Source organism: Deltaproteobacteria bacterium, assembly GCA_020845895.1.
Classification (GTDB): Bacteria; Lernaellota; Lernaellaia; order JACKCT01; family JACKCT01; genus JADLEX01.
In genome coordinates, this window is record JADLEX010000034.1 from 1 (window position 1) to 16,749 (window position 16,749).

At 63.3% G+C, this 16,749-nt stretch carries 13 protein-coding genes and 1 pseudogene; all 14 read left to right on the top strand.

Annotation, left to right across the window (positions count from 1 at the left end; genetic code table 11):
• Positions 1-255: 255 nt before the first annotated feature.
• Positions 256-1,338, top strand: a pseudogene (locus IT350_04220) (IS5 family transposase).
• A 386-nt stretch (positions 1,339-1,724) separates the two neighbouring features.
• Positions 1,725-3,161: a cbb3-type cytochrome c oxidase subunit I gene (locus tag IT350_04225; protein ID MCC6157235.1), complete on the top strand. Its 1,437-nt coding sequence runs from the start codon at positions 1,725-1,727 to the stop codon at positions 3,159-3,161.
• Positions 3,162-3,287: 126 nt separating this feature from the next.
• Positions 3,288-3,812, top strand: a complete 525-nt coding sequence (locus tag IT350_04230) for a cytochrome c oxidase subunit II (protein ID MCC6157236.1) — start codon at positions 3,288-3,290, stop codon at positions 3,810-3,812.
• A gap of 98 nt (positions 3,813-3,910) precedes the next feature.
• Complete coding sequence (locus IT350_04235; protein MCC6157237.1) at positions 3,911-5,611, top strand: cbb3-type cytochrome c oxidase subunit I; 1,701 nt, start codon at positions 3,911-3,913, stop codon at positions 5,609-5,611.
• A gap of 100 nt (positions 5,612-5,711) precedes the next feature.
• Complete coding sequence (locus IT350_04240) at positions 5,712-6,635, top strand: SCO family protein (protein MCC6157238.1); 924 nt, start codon at positions 5,712-5,714, stop codon at positions 6,633-6,635.
• Positions 6,636-6,639: 4 nt separating this feature from the next.
• Positions 6,640-8,772 carry a hydrogenase iron-sulfur subunit gene (locus IT350_04245; protein ID MCC6157239.1) on the top strand — a complete coding sequence of 711 codons (2,133 nt, stop codon included), beginning with the start codon at positions 6,640-6,642 and terminating at the stop codon, positions 8,770-8,772.
• Positions 8,769-9,701, top strand: a complete 933-nt coding sequence (locus IT350_04250) for a protoheme IX farnesyltransferase (GenBank protein MCC6157240.1) — start codon at positions 8,769-8,771, stop codon at positions 9,699-9,701. Before IT350_04245 ends, IT350_04250 begins: the two co-directional genes overlap by 4 nt.
• A 360-nt stretch (positions 9,702-10,061) precedes the next feature.
• Positions 10,062-11,678, top strand: a complete 1,617-nt coding sequence (locus IT350_04255; protein MCC6157241.1) for a hypothetical protein — start codon at positions 10,062-10,064, stop codon at positions 11,676-11,678.
• A gap of 77 nt (positions 11,679-11,755) precedes the next feature.
• Positions 11,756-12,445 carry a DUF1566 domain-containing protein gene (locus tag IT350_04260; protein MCC6157242.1) on the top strand — a complete coding sequence of 230 codons (690 nt, stop codon included), beginning with the start codon at positions 11,756-11,758 and terminating at the stop codon, positions 12,443-12,445.
• Between the two features lie 107 nt (positions 12,446-12,552).
• Complete coding sequence (locus tag IT350_04265; GenBank protein MCC6157243.1) at positions 12,553-13,113, top strand: putative metal-binding motif-containing protein; 561 nt, start codon at positions 12,553-12,555, stop codon at positions 13,111-13,113.
• Between the two features lie 119 nt (positions 13,114-13,232).
• The gene (locus IT350_04270; protein ID MCC6157244.1) at positions 13,233-14,342 is read left to right on the top strand and encodes a formylglycine-generating enzyme family protein; all 1,110 of its coding nucleotides are present in this window, start codon (positions 13,233-13,235) and stop codon (positions 14,340-14,342) included.
• Between the two features lie 81 nt (positions 14,343-14,423).
• Positions 14,424-15,476 (top strand): formylglycine-generating enzyme family protein, encoded by a 1,053-nt coding sequence (locus IT350_04275; protein MCC6157245.1) that lies wholly within the window; start codon positions 14,424-14,426, stop codon positions 15,474-15,476.
• A 65-nt stretch (positions 15,477-15,541) separates the two neighbouring features.
• Entirely contained in the window at positions 15,542-15,973 is a 432-nt protein-coding gene (locus IT350_04280) for a DUF1566 domain-containing protein (GenBank protein ID MCC6157246.1), read from the top strand.
• Positions 15,974-16,236: 263 nt separating this feature from the next.
• Positions 16,237-16,749: PD40 domain-containing protein (locus tag IT350_04285; GenBank protein ID MCC6157247.1), on the top strand; the 513-nt coding region annotated here is incomplete at its 3' end.

The window sequence follows — 16,749 nt, forward strand, 5'->3', positions numbered from 1 at the left end:
CCTTCCGAAGCGGTAAATCCGATGCCCCGCGGCCCCGCGCCCGCCGACTGCCGGCGGGAATCATCTCCACACCCAGCGGATTCATCGCCCGGCCGAACCGCGTGTGCCGTTCGCGATCCACGCCTCCCCCGCGTTGGGAAACCCGGCAAACACTGTGCCGATCGGTGTAGCAGGCCGTTGAAAAACTCGCGCCTCGACCTGGACCTTGCTTGAATCGTGGTTAGAATTTGGCATCACCCGTTTGACGGAGCCACGATGCGCGGCGAGACCCCGACCCAGACGACGATCCTCTTCCCCCTGAACATCGAAGCCCGCATCCCGGCGACGCACCCGCTGCGTCGGATCAAGCAGCACGCGGATGCGATGCTCGCGGCGATGTCGCCCCGATTCGACGCCATGTATTCGCGCACGGGCCGGCCGTCGATTCCGCCGGAACGGCTCCTCAAAGCCCACGTACTCATGGCGCTGTTCACGATCCGCAGCGAGCGGCGCCTGTGCGAAGAACTGGAATTCAACTTCCTCTATCGCTGGTTCCTCGACCTGCACGCCGACGAACCCGTGTGGGACCCCTCGACGTTCACCTACGCGCGCGAGCGCCTCTTCGCGCACGAGATCGCGCGAGAGTTTTTGAGCACGAGCGCGAATTACGCAAAAGACAACGACCTGGCGTCCGACGAGCATTTCAGCGTGGACGGCACCCTGATCGAGGCGTGGGCGTCGATGAAGAGCTTCCGGAAAAAGGACGACGCCAACACCGATCCGCCGAGCGGCGGACGCAACGAGTGGGTCGATTTCTCCGGCGAGACGCGCACCAACGACACGCACGAGTCGACCACCGACCCCGACGCCAAACTCGTGCGTAAGGGCGATGGCCGCGAGGCGCGCCTGTCCTTCGCCGCGCACGCGCTGATGGACAACCGCCACGGACTCGTGCGCGATTTCTGGGTCACATCCGCCGTGGGTATCAGCGAGAGCGAGGCCGCGCTCGCCATGCTCGACGGCGCCCGGATTCGCGGCAAGATCGGTCAGCAAATCACCGTCGGCGCCGACAAAGGCTACGACACGCACGCCTTCGTGAACGGCTGCCGCGAGCGCGGCATCACGCCGCACGTCGCGAGAAGGAAAAAAGGAACGTCGCTCGACGATGCGACCGCCGCAACCACGGGCTACGCGATGAGCCAGCGAATCCGAAAAACGATCGAGGAGATTTTCGGCTGGGTGAAGACCACGGGAAATTTCCGGAAGACAAGGCTGCGCGGAATCGACAAGGTGCAGATGGCCGGATACCTCGTCGCCACCGCGTACAACATCCTGCGCACCGCGCGGCTGCTCGCCGCGAGGGAACTCGACACGGGGCCACCCGGCCTCCCCGCCGCCGAGCAAATTCCCGTCGCCGCCTGATCCGCAAGGCGAAGTTCCGCCCGGAACGTAAAAACGGCCTGAAATCCGGGCCGCGAGAAGCCCGTGAGCCTCCTCGTTCTCCGCAATTCTATCCGCCGACACCGTCAATCGCGCTCCCCGGCGAGTCTCGTCACGCGCCCATCGGCGCGAAAACAGGGTTTTTCAACGGCCTGATAATTGGGCAGAAAAACTTCGTACTATCGGTTACATAAATTCGACTTCGCACGTCGCCTTTGACCTGCGTCAATTCGCACAGACCGTCTCCTCAGTAGAGTCCAAACTCTATTGAGCGTCAACCGCGTGAAGCCGCGCCACGGGCGACGATGGACAACCCGACTCGCACAACAACTCCGGAAACGGCTCGCCGATGGCTGAAACTCTCCGTTTTCAGCCTCATTCTCGCGGGTTTGTTCTCGATCGTCCTCGTCGCGGGACGCACCCCGCCCCTCGATCAGCGTCTGCCGGACGCGGACCTATTCAAGCGGTCGCTGGTCGTCCATGTCAACCTCGCGTTCATGGTGTGGTTTTACGCGTTTCTCGGCGTGCTGGTTCATGTCGTTCGTGCCGATCGGCAATCGCGGAAATGCGATGCCTTGGGGCTCGGGTCGGCGGTCCTCGGAATCTCCCTGATCATTGCCGTTCCGTTCGTCACTTGGGCGCCCACGGTCCTGTCCAACTACATCCCGGTTGTCGATCACAGCCTGTTTCTCGTCGGGCTCGCGGCTTTTTTTGCCTCTCTGATTCCCGGACTCTGGACGTTATTTCGATCCGGTATCGCGGCGGGAACTCCGGATTGGATACCGACCGCAACGCGCCACGGAGTTCGTGCGGCGGCGATTGCCTATCTGCTCGCCATGCTGACATTCGCCGTCGCCGCCCGCGTGACGCCTGCCGGCCTGCCCGCTGATGCGCGGTACGAGTTCCTCTTCTGGGGCGGCGGTCACGTTCTGCAATTCGCCAACGTCGCGGCGATGACCGCGTGTTGGTTCCTGCTGCTGGGCCGAGCGCTGGGGCGCGAGCCGATCCCGCCGCGCGTCGCAGCCGTTCTCTACGCCATTTTTCTCTTACCCCTTTCCCTCGCACCGATCTGGACCGCGCAGGGAACCGACACGGGCCTGCACCGCGTGTTGTTCACGCGACTGATGCAGTTCGGGATCTTTCCCTTCGTCCTCGTGCTTCTCGGTCTGTGCATTCACGCGATACACCGTGAGCGGAAGAACGGTTTCGATCTCGCGGCGGCGTGGCGCGAACCGTGGCTGCGCGGTTTCGCCGCCAGCGCCGGTCTGTCCGTGGCGGGCTTCGTGTTCGGCGCGGCGATTCGCGGATCGACGACGGTCATTCCCGCGCATTACCACGCGTCGATCGGCGCGGTGACGGTGGCCTACATGGCCACGTCTTACCTGCTTCTCACGAATTGGGGACGCTTGCCGATGACCGGCACGATTCGCCGAGTTGCCGCCTGGCAACCGTCCATCTACGGATTCGGGCAGGTTGTCTTCGCGCTGGGATTCGGCCTCGCGGGCATGCAGGGACTCGCGCGCAAGACCTACGGCGTCGAGCAGCACGTTCGCACCCTGACGGAAAAAGTGGGGCTCGGAATCATGGCGACGGGCGGCATGTTCGCCGTCGCCGGGGGCGTTTTGTTTTTGTGGATCATGGCCCGGGCGCATGGGACGTCGCGCGCGCGCCGGGGCGTTCAACCCATCGGGAGGGCGAAATGGCGACTGAAAGCGCTGACCGGCATCCTCTTCAAAGGTTGATGGACAATCCGTGGCTCCTTCTGGCGCTCGGGCTGCTCATCCCGTTTTTGTCTTACACCGCTTGGGGCTGGATCGAACTGGCCCTGATGGCCCCGGCCAAGCTGCCGTGAGGGGAGGAGAACGGACATGAGCATTCAGAGTCCCGCCGCGGGATGGTTCAAGGCGCCCACGGGCGCCGAACGGCTCTGGGTCGGCCTCGCGCTGGCCTGGTGCCTCGTGATGTTCCTGATGATGCCGTACTGGCATTTCAAGGGAAAACAGAACAGTACCGGCGAGTCGTATCGGGTGACCCCGATGGCGTTCTACGAACGCGTCAATCGTTTCATCGAAACGAACAAGGTCGGCGAAGAGAACGGCGTGGCGATCGTCGAACCCGCGCCGGGTCAGGACGCCTACCTGATGGCGCAGATGTGGCGCTTCTGGCCGATCCTGAAACTGCGCAAGGGCCAGACCTACCGCCTGCACGTTTCGTCGATGGACATCCAGCACGGCTTCTCTCTTCAGCCGGTCAACATGAATTTCCAGATCCTCCCGGGCTATGACCACGTCCTGACGATCACGCCGACCGCGACGGGTCTCTATTCGATCATCTGCAACGAGTTCTGCGGCATCGGTCACCACACGATGACCGGCCGCATCATCGTGGAATAAGGGGAATCACCATGGCCAATGTGGACATCAGCATCGACGCGGCGATTCCCGGTCGTCGCGCGGCCGCCGCGCCCGCGAAAGGCAATCACGCCTTCGGCATGGTCCGTTCGTGCGACACAACGGGCCTGCCGGTCTGCCTCGTCGCCGAAAAATTCATCAAGCTCCAAGCGGTTTTCGCGGTCGTCTTCCTGCTCGTGGGCGGAATTGCGGCGCTCCTGCTCGGCCTCACGCGCTGGCCGAGCGTTCATCTGCTGCCCGCGGACTGGTACTACCGCATCCTGACCCTGCACGGCCTGAACATGCTGATCTTCTGGATCCTGTTCTTCGAGGTCGCGATTCTGTACTTCGCGTCCACCGTGCTGCTCAATAGTCGTCTCTTCTCCGCGAAAATCGCCTGGGTGACCTTCGGGATGATGCTGTCGGGCGCACTGATGGTCGACGCGGTCATCCTGCTCGGCAAGGCCGACGTGCTCATGACGTCGTACGTACCGCTCATGGCGCACCCGGTGTTCTACCTCGGCATCATCCTCGTCGCGGTCGGCACGCTGATCGGCGTGTTCAACTTCTTCGCCACAATCTACATCGCCAAGCGCGATCACACGTACGAAGGCTCCGTCCCGCTCGTCGTCTTCGGCGCCATCGCCGCGGCCGTCATCGCCGTCGTCACGCTCCTGCACGGCGCGATCGTCATGATCCCGACATTCCTGTGGTCGATCGGCCTCGTGGGCGCGCCGGACCCCGGCTGGTACCGGCTCGTCTGGTGGGGCCTCGGCCATCAGTCTCAGCAGGTCAACGTCTGCGCGATGGTCGCGTGCTGGTATTTCCTCGCCACGGTCACGACCGGCGCGAAGCCGCTCAACCAGGCGGTCTGCCGCGGCGCGTTCGTGCTCTATATCCTATTCATCAATCTGGCGTCGGCGCATCACCTGCTCGTCGATCCGGGCGTCAGCGCCGGCTGGAAGATCTGGAACACCTCCTACGCGATGTACCTTGCGGTGCTCGCGTCCATGATCCACGGCTTCACCGTCCCGGCCTCGGTGGAATCCTCGATGCGTTCGAAGGGCTACAACCGCGGACTCTTCGGCTGGATCGCCTCCGCGCCCTGGGGAAATCCCGGCTTCTCGGCGTTCTTCCTGTCGCTCGTGATCTTCGGATTCCTCGGCGGCATCACCGGCGTCACCCTTGGCACGCAGCAGATCAACATCCTCGCGCACAACACGCTGCGCATCCCCGGCCACTTCCACGCCACGGTCGTCGGCGGCACATCGCTCGCCTTCATGGGACTCGCCTACTACGTGGTGCCGCTGATTTTCCGGCGCGAGTATTCGTTCCGAGGTCTCGCGCGCATTCAACCGTATCTGTTCGCCGGCGGCATCACGACGATGGCGCTCGGAATGTCCTTCGCCGGATCGTACGGCGTTCCGCGGCGGCACTGGGATGTGGAGTTCACCGGCGCGCAGTTTGCGGCGGGTTTCGATCCCGGCGCCCACGTCATGCTGGGCATCATGGGCATCGGATCGGTCCTTGCGTTCCTCGGATTGCTGACCTTCATCCTGCTCACGGTGCACGCGGTGTTTCTGGGCGAGTCGAACGCCGGTCGCGCCATGACGCCCTGGTCGAAGTCGACCGTGGAGATCGCGTCCGCGTCGGCGACAGCGGTCAACATCCGTCACGAGCACGATGCCGAGGAACACAAGACGCCCGGCACGCTCGTCTTCGTGCTCGTGTTCCTTGCCTCCTTCGCCATCTACTACTTCGCGAACTGGAAGGCGCTCGCCGACGTCTGGCACGTGCGCTGATCCGATCCATCCGTCGGCCGCGGGAGACCCCGGCCGACTTTCTCACGGCAACTTCCTCCATAAGGCTGAACTCATCATGGCGGCAGGAATTTTTCGACGGATGTTCGATGCGATTCGCGTATTCTTCGACAGTTGGCGCTTTCCGTCGTTCATGTTGTGCGTCGTCGGGATGTACCTCGTGTTCGAGGTCGCGCTGATCTTCATCCCGCCGTCCGATGGCGCGCTGGGTGCATTCGCCGAAGACTTCCGCATCTGGTGCTTCGGGTACGATCCGGCGACCGGAAGGATGGAAGCCGGTTACCTCGTCATGTTTCTCACGCAGCCCCTGATCCTTGGCGCGGTGATCTACGCGTTCTGGCGACAGCCGCTGCGCGAGGTGCTTCGCCGTCCGCTGGCGCTCGCGCCATACGCCTCGGCCGCATTTGTGCTCGTCTTGGCCTGCGGCGCGGGATTCGCCGCGTTCAAGTCCGCGCCGGCCGACACGGAATTGCCTTTTCCGGCGGAAGAACTACGGACGGCCTTCGCCGCGCCGGGTTTTTCGCTCACCGATCAGAATGGCAAGGGCGTGGATCTCGCTTCGCTGCGAGGCCGGGTGGTTCTTGTCACCGCCGTCTATGCCACCTGCGGCTACACATGCCCGATGATAATGGGCCAAACGAAAAAGTCGGTCGCCGAACTGACCGACGCCCAAAGAAGCGATCTTTCCGTCCTGGCAATCACTCTCGACCCCGAAAACGACACGCCCGGGGTTCTCGCGGAAATGGCGAAGGGCCAGGAGATCGCCGCGCCGCTTTACCGCCTCGTGACGGGCGAGCCGAATACCGTCAACGAGCTCCTGGATCGGTTCTCCATCGCGCGCACGCGCAACCCGGAGACCGGAGCGATCGACCACGCCAACCTCTTCATCCTGATCGACCGCTCCGGATACATCGCCTACCGATTGTCGCTGGGCGAGCGACAGCAAAGGTGGCTCGTCTCCGCCCTGAAGGTTTTGCTCGCCGAACCCGTGGCCCCGATGGGGTGATGCCTTGATCGAGAACATCGAAACGGGGGCGATGCGACGGAACCGACTCCCCCATCCAGGGGCGATCCCGCAATTCGAGCCCATCCGTGTCGATCCCCCGGTGCTCGGTGAGCGCATTCTGCGCGTTGTCGATTTCGCGATCACGCGCGCCGAGTCCGCACTCGGCGTCGTGTTTCCCCATTCCTTAAACCCGATCACGCAAAGCGGCGCCATCGCGAGCGTCTCGTTTCTCGCGGCGACGGCGACGGGTATCGTGCTGCTCATCTGGTATTCGTCCAGCGTGCATCAGGCGTGGTCTTCGGTCGAGGCGATGGCCGGCTCGCCTTGGACCGCCGGGCTCGTGCGTTCGCTGCACCGCTATACGTCCGACGCATGCATGGCTTTCGCGCTGCTGCACGCCCTCAGGCTCTTCGCGGCCCGCCGATTCACGGGCGCGCGGTGGCTGGCGTGGATCACGGGCATCGCGTCCGTCGGCATCCTGTGGTTCGTCGGCTGGCTCGGCTACTGGCTCATCTGGGATACCCGAGCGCAGGCCATCGCCCTGGGCACCGCGAAGATGCTGGATGTCCTGCCCATCTTCGCCGATCCGTTCTCGCGCGGGTTCCTGACCGACGAGAGCGTCAATTCGTTGCTGTTCTTTGTGGTCTTCTTCCTGCATATGCTTATCCCGCTCGTCATGGCTGTCGTCCTGTGGCTTCATGTGGCGCGCGTCGCCCGACCCGCATTTCTCACGGGAAAGGGTCTGTCGATCGCGCTTGCCGCGGCGTTCGTGGCGATGTCGCTCGCCTGGCCCGCAACCAGCTCGCCGCGCGCAAGCATGCTCTCGCCCGCGAGCGCCGCGACCCTCGATCACTGGTATCTCGCGCCGATCATGTTGACGGACCGTTTCGGCGGCGCGGGGCTGTGGGCAATCCTCGTCGGCGGGGCGATCGCCCTGTTTCCGATTCCGTGGTTGGTCACGCGGGGACGCGCACGCGTGGCGCACGTCGAGGTTTCGCGTTGCAATGCGTGCCGCCAGTGCTTTTCCGACTGTCCCTACAACGCAATCCAGATGGTTGCGCGCACGGACGGCAAGGACATTCCGGAACAGGCGCAGGTGATCGCCAGCCGATGCGTTGGATGCGGCATCTGCGCGGGTTCGTGCGACTCCAACGGCGTCGGGTTGCCGTGGTTCGACGTCCAGGAGCAGCGACGACGGATCGAGACGTGGCTTCAACTCGCCGCGGCGTCGGGCGAGGCGCCGATCCTCGCGGTCGTCGGTGCGGACTCCGCGGGCGGCGACCTGAGGGTGAACCCCGAGACGGGCCGCTGCGAGCAGCTTCCCGGCTTTGTGGTGCTCATGGCGCCATGCGCGGGTTGGGTTCACGCGATGACGATCGAACGCGCCCTGAAGCGCGGCGCGCGATCGGTGTTGATCGTCAGTTGTCCCGAGGGCATGTGCCGCTATCGCGAAGGGGCGAAGTGGACGCGCCTGCGCCACGCCGGCGAGCGCAAGCCCGTTTTTCGCGAGGAGCGTGCTGACGCGGCCGCGATCCGCCGCGTGGAACTCGCGCCGGGGGAACGCTCGAAGCTCTTCGCCGTCGCCGAGGCGTGTCGCGGCGATACGGCGAACGCGCCCCGGCGCGCGATGCCCGCCGTCGCGCGTTACGTCGCCGCCGCCATTGTGGCCGTGGTTTTGACTGCGACCATCGTCGTCGGCAGCGACGCGCCGTATCCGAATCCCCCCGCGCACGGGGCCGAGCTCGTCGTCTCGCTCAAGCACCCGGGGCATGTCAGCGAAGATTGCCGCACCCTCAGCGAAGCCGAGAAGCTCGAACTGCCGCCGCACATGCGACGAGACCGGATTTGCGAACGTCGCCGCTCGCCCGTGCGGCTTCGCATCGAAATCGACGACGAACCCGCTCGCGAGTTCTCCTACGAACCGCGGGGAATCTGGGGTGACGGCAACAGTGTCGCCGTGGAACGCACGACGATTTCTCCGGGTGAGCATCGCGTGGCCGTAGCGATCGGCGAAACACCCGACGGAAGCGAGTGGACCTGGCGAGAGGAACGGACGGTGCGCGTCGAGGGTTCTGATCGCGTCGTGGTGCTGTTCGATCGTCTCACCGGCATCGTTTTTCACGGAGGTCAATCATGACCGAATTGACGTTGAAGACCACGCGATGGGCATCGGATGATGCGGCGAGCGTGATTCGGCGGATCGGCCGGACGATGGCGGCGTACTTCGAACTGACGCGCGCGCGGATCATCCTCCTCGTCGGGTTCACGGGAGCGCCCGTTCTGGCGCTGGGACGGCCGGAGTTGCCGTCGGCGGCGAAACTCGCCCTCGTATTCGCCGGGATTTTTTTCGTCGGTGCGGCGTGCGGTGTGCTCAACGCCTGGGTCGAACGCGAATCCGACAAGTTCATGGAGCGCACAAAGAATCGCCCCATCCCGTCTGGTCGCGTATCTCCTCGCGGCGCCCTGCTCTGCGGGCTGGTGCTCACCGCGGTCGCGGTCGGGCTGCTCTGGGTCGGCGGTTCCGCGACGGCGGGGATCATCGGCGCGGCGGTCATCGCGTTCTACATCGCGATCTACACCGCCTGGCTCAAGCCGCGCACCGTGCAGAACATCGTGATCGGCGGGGCGGCGGGCGCTTCCGCTCCCCTCATCGTCGACGCCGCGATTCACGGACAGCCCGGCCTCGTGGGATACATCCTATTCGCCATCATCTTCCTGTGGACGCCGCCGCACTTCTGGGCGATCGCCCTGTACCGACGCGATGAATACGCCGCGGCGGGCCTGCCGATGATGCCGGCGGCGGTCGGCGAGGACGGCACCAGGTGGCGTCAACTGGCCTACGCGCTGCTCATGTGGCCGGTGACCCTGCTCCCCTGGGCGACGCACATCTCCGGAACGATCTACGCCGTCGGCGCGACAGCGCTCGGCGCGTACTTCGTTCACGCCGTCGTCCGGGCGATCCGCGCTCGCAACGACCGTGACGACCGCCGCGTCTTTCTCGCGTCGATCCGCTACCTCTACGCCCTGTTTGCCCTGATGATCCTCGACGCAGTGCTTCGAGGATAGATCGACGCCTCGACGGGATTCGGTCGTCTTTGGGGCCGACAAGATTCATTTCGTCCCGGCATGCGGCGCAGCATTCCCGATCCACCGGCAAGATATTTTGAGTTACTAGAAATTCAGATCCCCAGTTCATTCCAAAATCGCCCCCAGTATGGCCGTTGTCATGGCGACGACGCGCTGTCCGTACTAACGGTTACGTTAGTATTTCCATATCGATATCCGCTTTGCGGATTTGCATCGGACGTATTCGGAGGAAGATCGGCAACACGCCGTTTCAACTGGATACCCGGCGTAAAGCGGAGTCGGTGGTGCACGGTGTTTGGAATCAACGAGCCGGCAAGGCAATTCCAAGGAGGATCGAACATGCGCAATCTAAGGGTTTTGGTTCTTGCGGCGACGGTCGTCGTCGCGACTCTGCTCGCCGCGTCGTCCGCGTTCGCGGAAGCGCCGTACAACTGGCCGAAAGACACGAACGGCAACCCCGAGAACCACGGCGACGACGCCAACGGCTGGGACTACTTTGTCGACTTCTACTGGAACATGGACTGGTGGATCGAGCCGATGGTGTGGTGCCCGTTCGACCAGCGGTGGGAAGACCCGCACTTCACGTGCGGCGACGACGCGGGCTGGATCGGAAAGGATAACGAGGGCTGGAAGATCGTCGGCGGCGGCGACGGGGACTGGATCGTCAACCCGAAGATCGCGCTGCACCCGGACATCAACAACGATCTCAACGGCAAGAAGACGAAGCAGTTCAAGGCGTCGATCAACATGCGCGCGCTTCCGGGCGGCGCGTCGCTGCGCGTCTTCATCTGCGATTCCAACGGCACCAGCGACGGACCCGATCCCGAATCCAATCGGCGCGATCTGTTCGGGACGAACGACAACCCGATCATCTATGGTCCGAACGAGCCGATTCAGGGTTCATGGCCGGTGACCATCGGCGAGGAGGGCTCCGACGCCGACATGACTTACTGCGACTGGCTGGTGTACGAGATCGACGATCCCAACCAGGGCGACGACGACGGCGGCGGCGGCGAGGACGACGATGGCGACGACGATGACGACGACGATGACGATCTCGTGGTTTTCAACGAGAACCGTTGTCCGCTTCTGTCCGAGATCGTGGCCGCGCCCGATGGCGGTCAGTTCGTCGAGATCGTGAATCCGTACGCCGAATCGCTTCCGCTCTCCGACCTCTTCCTGTCGAACTCGCCCGAGTACTACGGCGTGGTGAAACAGGACGCCACGGTCGACACGAAGTCCGGATCGGCCGGTTACTTCAACGCCAAGTTTCCCCCGAACGCGTATATCGCCCCCGGCGAGCGGCAGGTCGTTTCCATCGTGCCGGGCGACGATTTCGTTTCCGTCTACGGCGGCCCCCCGCAGTACCTGCTTCACACCGGTACGGGCGCGATCATGGAAGAGGCGTTTTCCGGCTCGGTGGCGGATCAGGGCGATCTGTCGAAAACGGGCGAAGCCCTGACGCTCTACCGCTGGAACGGCATCTCCGATCTCATCTGCGACTGCGATTACGCATTGTGGGGCGACAAGTCGAACGTGGTGGACAAGACCGGCGTGAGCATCGACGGCATCGACGCGGGCAGCGACGAATCGGCCTACGCCGACGACACGCCGGCCGCCGATCAGTCGCTCATCGCCGCGGCGGCGCACGAGGACGGAAAGTCCTTCAACCGCTGCGCCACCGACGAGGGCACCGAGGAGAAGAGCGGCGACAACAACGGATGCGATCCCGACAGCCACGACGAGACGAGCGAGGACCTGGAATATAACTGGCTGACGCTCGGGCCGCCCACGCCGCACGAGGACCCGTCCTGCGACGATTCGGACGATGACGATTCGGACGACGACGCGATGGACGACGACTCGGATGACGACACCGCGGGCGACGATGATGCCGCGGGCGACGACGATGCCTCCGGCGACGATGACGACGACGACAGCGGGTGCGGTTGCTGAATTCTGAACATCGCGCGGCCCGGTCCCGAATGCGGACCGGGCCGCACCTCAAACCGGACGGGACGGAATCAATGACGATGAAACATTTCTGGATCGGTGTGGCGCTCATCGGAATGATCCTGGGTTTCGCGGGCTGCGGATGCGGCGACGATGATGACGACTCGGGCGGCGGCGGTGAATCCGACGACGACGTGTCGGACGACGACTCCGGCGACGACGACGCGGATGACGACGGCGACGACGACAGCGCGGACGACGACTCCAGCGACGACGACGCGGACGACGATACCGCGGAGGACGACGACACGTCGGACGATGACGACGTGTGGAGCGATCCGGATTCCGGCCTGATGTGGGAGAATCCGCCGATGATCCATTCAAACCACTGGGAAGGCGCGATCGATGACTGCGAATCGCTCTCGCTGGGCGGTTTTGACGACTGGCGGCTGCCGAGCATCGACGAACTGCGTTCCCTGATTCGAGGATGCCCCGCGACGATGCCGGACGGAGAATGCGGCGTGACGGACTCGTGCACCGAAACCAGTTGCAGTAACGACGCATGCGACGGCTGTGAACGGTACGCCGGCCCCGGTAACGATGGACTTTACATGCCGGACGAATTGCAGGGGGTGGGGAGCCTTTACTGGTCGTCCACCACGATTTCGGATTGGGACACCAAAGCGTTCGGCGTCAACTTCGAATACGGCATGGTGAACGGGGACGACAAAATGAACGGCATTCCGAATGTGCTGTGCGTGCGTGGATAAGCGCGGGAATCGGGGATCGATCGAAGAGGCCGAAACACGCGGGTTGCCCCGCGCGTCGGCGGTTTTTCGGGGCGTCAGAGGAAGCAACAGACTCACGGAGGTGCGGGATGCGTGTGGCTCAGTGGATGAGAAGCCTGATCATCGTGGTTGGACTCCTGTCGATCGCCTTCGGCGTCACGGGATCGGGTTGTCCGGAAGATGACGACGACGATGAAAGCGACGACGACTCGGGAGACGAGACCTGCGTTGAAGATGCTGATGAGGATGGATTTGACAGTTGTGTCGATTGCGACGATTCCGACGCGGATGTGAATCCCGGCGCGACGGAAATCAAGGACGAAATCGACAACAACTGCGACGATCAGATCGACGAGGGTTTCTACGACGACGATGCCGACGACGACATGGACGACGACGCGGACGACGATGCTGACGACGATGACGACGATTGCACCGTATCGAACTTCTGCACGTATTTGCTGGATCAGTGCGAATCGACAAGCTACCCCTCGGTCGAGGATTGCAATGACTACCTCGTCGCCGACTGCCTTGACGGGGATGGGTTCTTGTCGTGCGTTTGCGCCTGCAAGGCGAGCGACGAGGAATGCAACGATTCGGTCGCGCTCGAATCCTGTGTATCCAACTGCTACGTCGAAAACTGCTACTGAATGAATAGCGCCCCCGCCGGGAGCGCGGACGGCGGGTGCGGTTGCTGAGTTCACGAAATCAAGCGGCCCGGTCCCGAATGCGGACCGGGCCGCACCTCGCAAGAAAGGGCTCGTGATCGATGACGATGAAACTTTTCCGGATCGGTGTGGCGCTCATCGGAATGATTCTGGGTTTCGCGGGCTGCGGATGCGGCGACGATGATGACGACTCGGGCGGCGGCGGTGAATCCGACGACGACGTGTCGGACGACGACTCCGGCGACGACGACTCCGGCGACGACGACTCCGACGACGACAGCGCGGACGACGACACAACGGATGACGACGCGGATGATGACACGGGCGATGACGACATCACGACGGAGGGTTTCGCCTTGATCCCCGCCGGGACGTTCACCATGGGCAGCCCCGAAGATGAACTTGCTCACCAGGTCGACGAAACCCTGCACGAGGTGACGCTCACGAACGACTTCGAGATGAGCGTTTTCGAAACGACGCAGGACGAATGGGAGACCCTGATGGGCTACAACCGGAGTTTCTTCGGTCCGTCAGGCGCCGGCGACGATTGCGGCGGCGACTGCCCGGTCGAGAACCACAACTGGTTCGAGGCTCTGGCATACGCCAACCGGTTTTCCATCGCCGAGGGTTTGGCGCCCTGCTATCTGCTGACAATCGTCCAGTGCGCCGATCTTAGCGAAGTCGACGACTACGAGGACTGTCTGAACGACACGAAGATGGGGATCCGGTCGGCGAACTGGGGACTGGACGGCGTGTCGTCAGTATATGAATGCGAGGGTTTTCGTTTGCCCACCGAGGCCGAGTGGGAGTATGCGGCGCGCGCGGGAGCCACGACCAGTCTGTATAACGGCGAAGAAGTCACCGAGATAGATTGTTCGCCCGTCGATTCCGCCGTGAACGAGATCGCGTGGTACTGCGGTAACTCCGGATCGTCCGGCACCCACCCCGTGGGCGAAAAGCTCGAGAACGATTGGGGCCTGTACGACATGCTCGGCAATGTCTTCGAATGGAACCAGGACTTTTATGGTCCGAACGTGGGCGACGTGACGGATCCGGAAGGCGCGGATTCGGGGACGGATCGGTCGCTGCGCGGCTGTTGCTACTCTTGTGAGCCATGGACATGTCGTTTGGCCCGGCGAGGGTGGTCGGACCCGGAGTTCGTATACCCCTCCGTCGGTTTCCGATTGGTCCGGACATTGCCGGCGATCTAGGCCACCGGAACGAGGGCACGACGGAACACGGAAAGCGGCGAAATCAACAAAACTCCCCGGCGTTGTTCGGAGGAGATTGGGGTGCCGGTCGCCCGTTCGCGGGCGACCGGGCCGCACCTCGCAATAAAGGGCTCGTGGTCGATGACGATGAAACAGTTCCGGATCGGTGTGGCGCTCATCGGGTTGATCCCGGGTTACACGGGCTTCGCGGGATGCTCATGCGACGATGACGACGACGCGGATGACGACGACGCGGATGACGACGACGTTACCGAAGGATTCCTCCTCGTCACGGTCGGCTCGTTCACCATGGGCAGCCCGGATTCCGAGCCTGGGCGCCGTCCCGACGAGACGCAGCACCAGGTGACCCTGACGCGCGACTTCGAGATGAGCGCCGCCGAAACGACCCAGGGAGAATTCGATTCTCTGCTTGGCTGGAATCCGAGTTTTTACGGTCCGAACGGCGGCGGTCCGGACTGCGGGGATGGATGCCCGGCTGAATCCTTGAGCTGGTATGATGCGTTGGCCTACGCGAATGAGATGTCGGGGGAGGCCGGTTACGCTCCGTGCTACGATTTGAGCGACGTCGTGTGCGAAGATTCGACGAATGCCGAAACGGACTACCTCGAATGTATGAACGCCGCTCGGGGCGGTATCGAGGCGGCGACCGTGGCGCTCAACGGATCGTCCTCCGTTTACGACTGCGACGGTTATCGGTTGCCCACGGAAGCGGAATGGGAGTACGCGGCACGCGCTGGGACGACGACGGCATTTTACAGCGGCCCTATCGTCGATCTTCTCTGCTCTCCGACGGATTTGAACCTGGACCAGATCGGGTGGTACTGCGGGAACTCCTCCGGCGTCACGAGGGCGATCGGACAGAAAACGCCGAACGCCTGGGGATTTTTCGATATGAGCGGAAACGTGTGGGAGTGGGTGTGGGACTGGTTGGGGCCCTATCCCGGCGATATCACGGACCCCGAGGGAGCGGCCGACGGAACGAGCCGCGTCATCCGCGGGGGAAGTTATTTCAATTACGCCCAGGAAGCCCGATCGGCCTACCGTTTCAACAATTACGATCCGGGAAACCGTCATGACCACCTGGGCTTCCGCCTCGTCCGGACGCTGCCTTAGGCGCTCATGCGAGTGGAGACTGCTCTGCCTACACAAAGACGGAGGGTGAAGGGGATGACGACTCGTTGGGGGCGGACATTCAGTGGCAGAACCCGCCGGCGGACGCATACATGACATGGGATGGCGCGCTTGCCTATTGCGAGGATCTGACGCAGGGCGACTGGGACGACTGGCGCTTGCCGACGATCGGCGAACTGCGTTCGCTGATCTCGGGTTGCGAGGCGACCGCGACCGGCGGGAATTGCAAGGTGACCGGAGAGTGCGCGGAGCCCGGCTGCCGGGATGAAGAATTCTGCACGGGATGCGAATGGGGGCAGGGCCCCGGCCCAAACGGCGCGTATTGGCCCGGCGAATACTCCGGCGATGTCTATTGGTATTGGTCTTCGACCCCGGTGACCGATGCCGAGGGCGAAGTGTGGAACGTGGATTTCGGGTACGGCGGCATCCATTCCGATCTGGTCGGATACAGTTTCGCCCCGAGGTGCGTGCGGCCGTGAAGAGGGCATCCGCGTATCGACGCCGCGGGATCGTGCCCGTGATTTCCCGATCCGGTCGACGAATAACGCGCACCGCGATCGTTCTGGCGTTTGCTTGTATCGCGGCTGCGTATGCGTTCGGCGGATGTTCGGACTCGGCGGGCGGGGAATCGGATGACGACCCGAATTCCGAGCCGCGGCCCGACGGTGCGGCCCGCGTGAATATCGACTCGACCGGAAGTCTCCAGAATCCCGCATTTTCCCCTGACGGAGATCGGTTTCTGTTGACCGTATTTCGGAACGGTTACAACCAGGGTCCCGCCGATTTGTCGCTCGTGGATGCAGACGGATACGACCTCCGAACGCTGGTTTCCGACGGAAGCGAAAATGTGAACCTGCCGGGCTCGGCGTGGAGCGCCGCACGCGGAGAGATCGTATTTTCGTCGTCGCGCGAACCGCACGACGAAATCTACGTCATCGGCGAAGACGAGGGTCCGGGCGGGGAAGAACGCGTGACGGATTCCACGGCCCAGGCTTCCTACGAGCCCTCTTTCTCGCCGGACGGCGATTGGATCGTCTTTGAACGCCATCCCCTTGAAATCGAGGGCGAAGGCGTCATTGTGCGCTGTCACGTCGATGGCGGCGAGGAATGCGTCGACCTGTCCCCACCGCAGCGGGATTGCCGTCAGCCGAACTGGTCGCCCACCGGGAATAGAATTGTTTTCCAGTGCATCGAGGACGGGCGATGGGATCTTTGGACGATAGAACCCGGCGGCTCGGATCTCGTACAAATCACG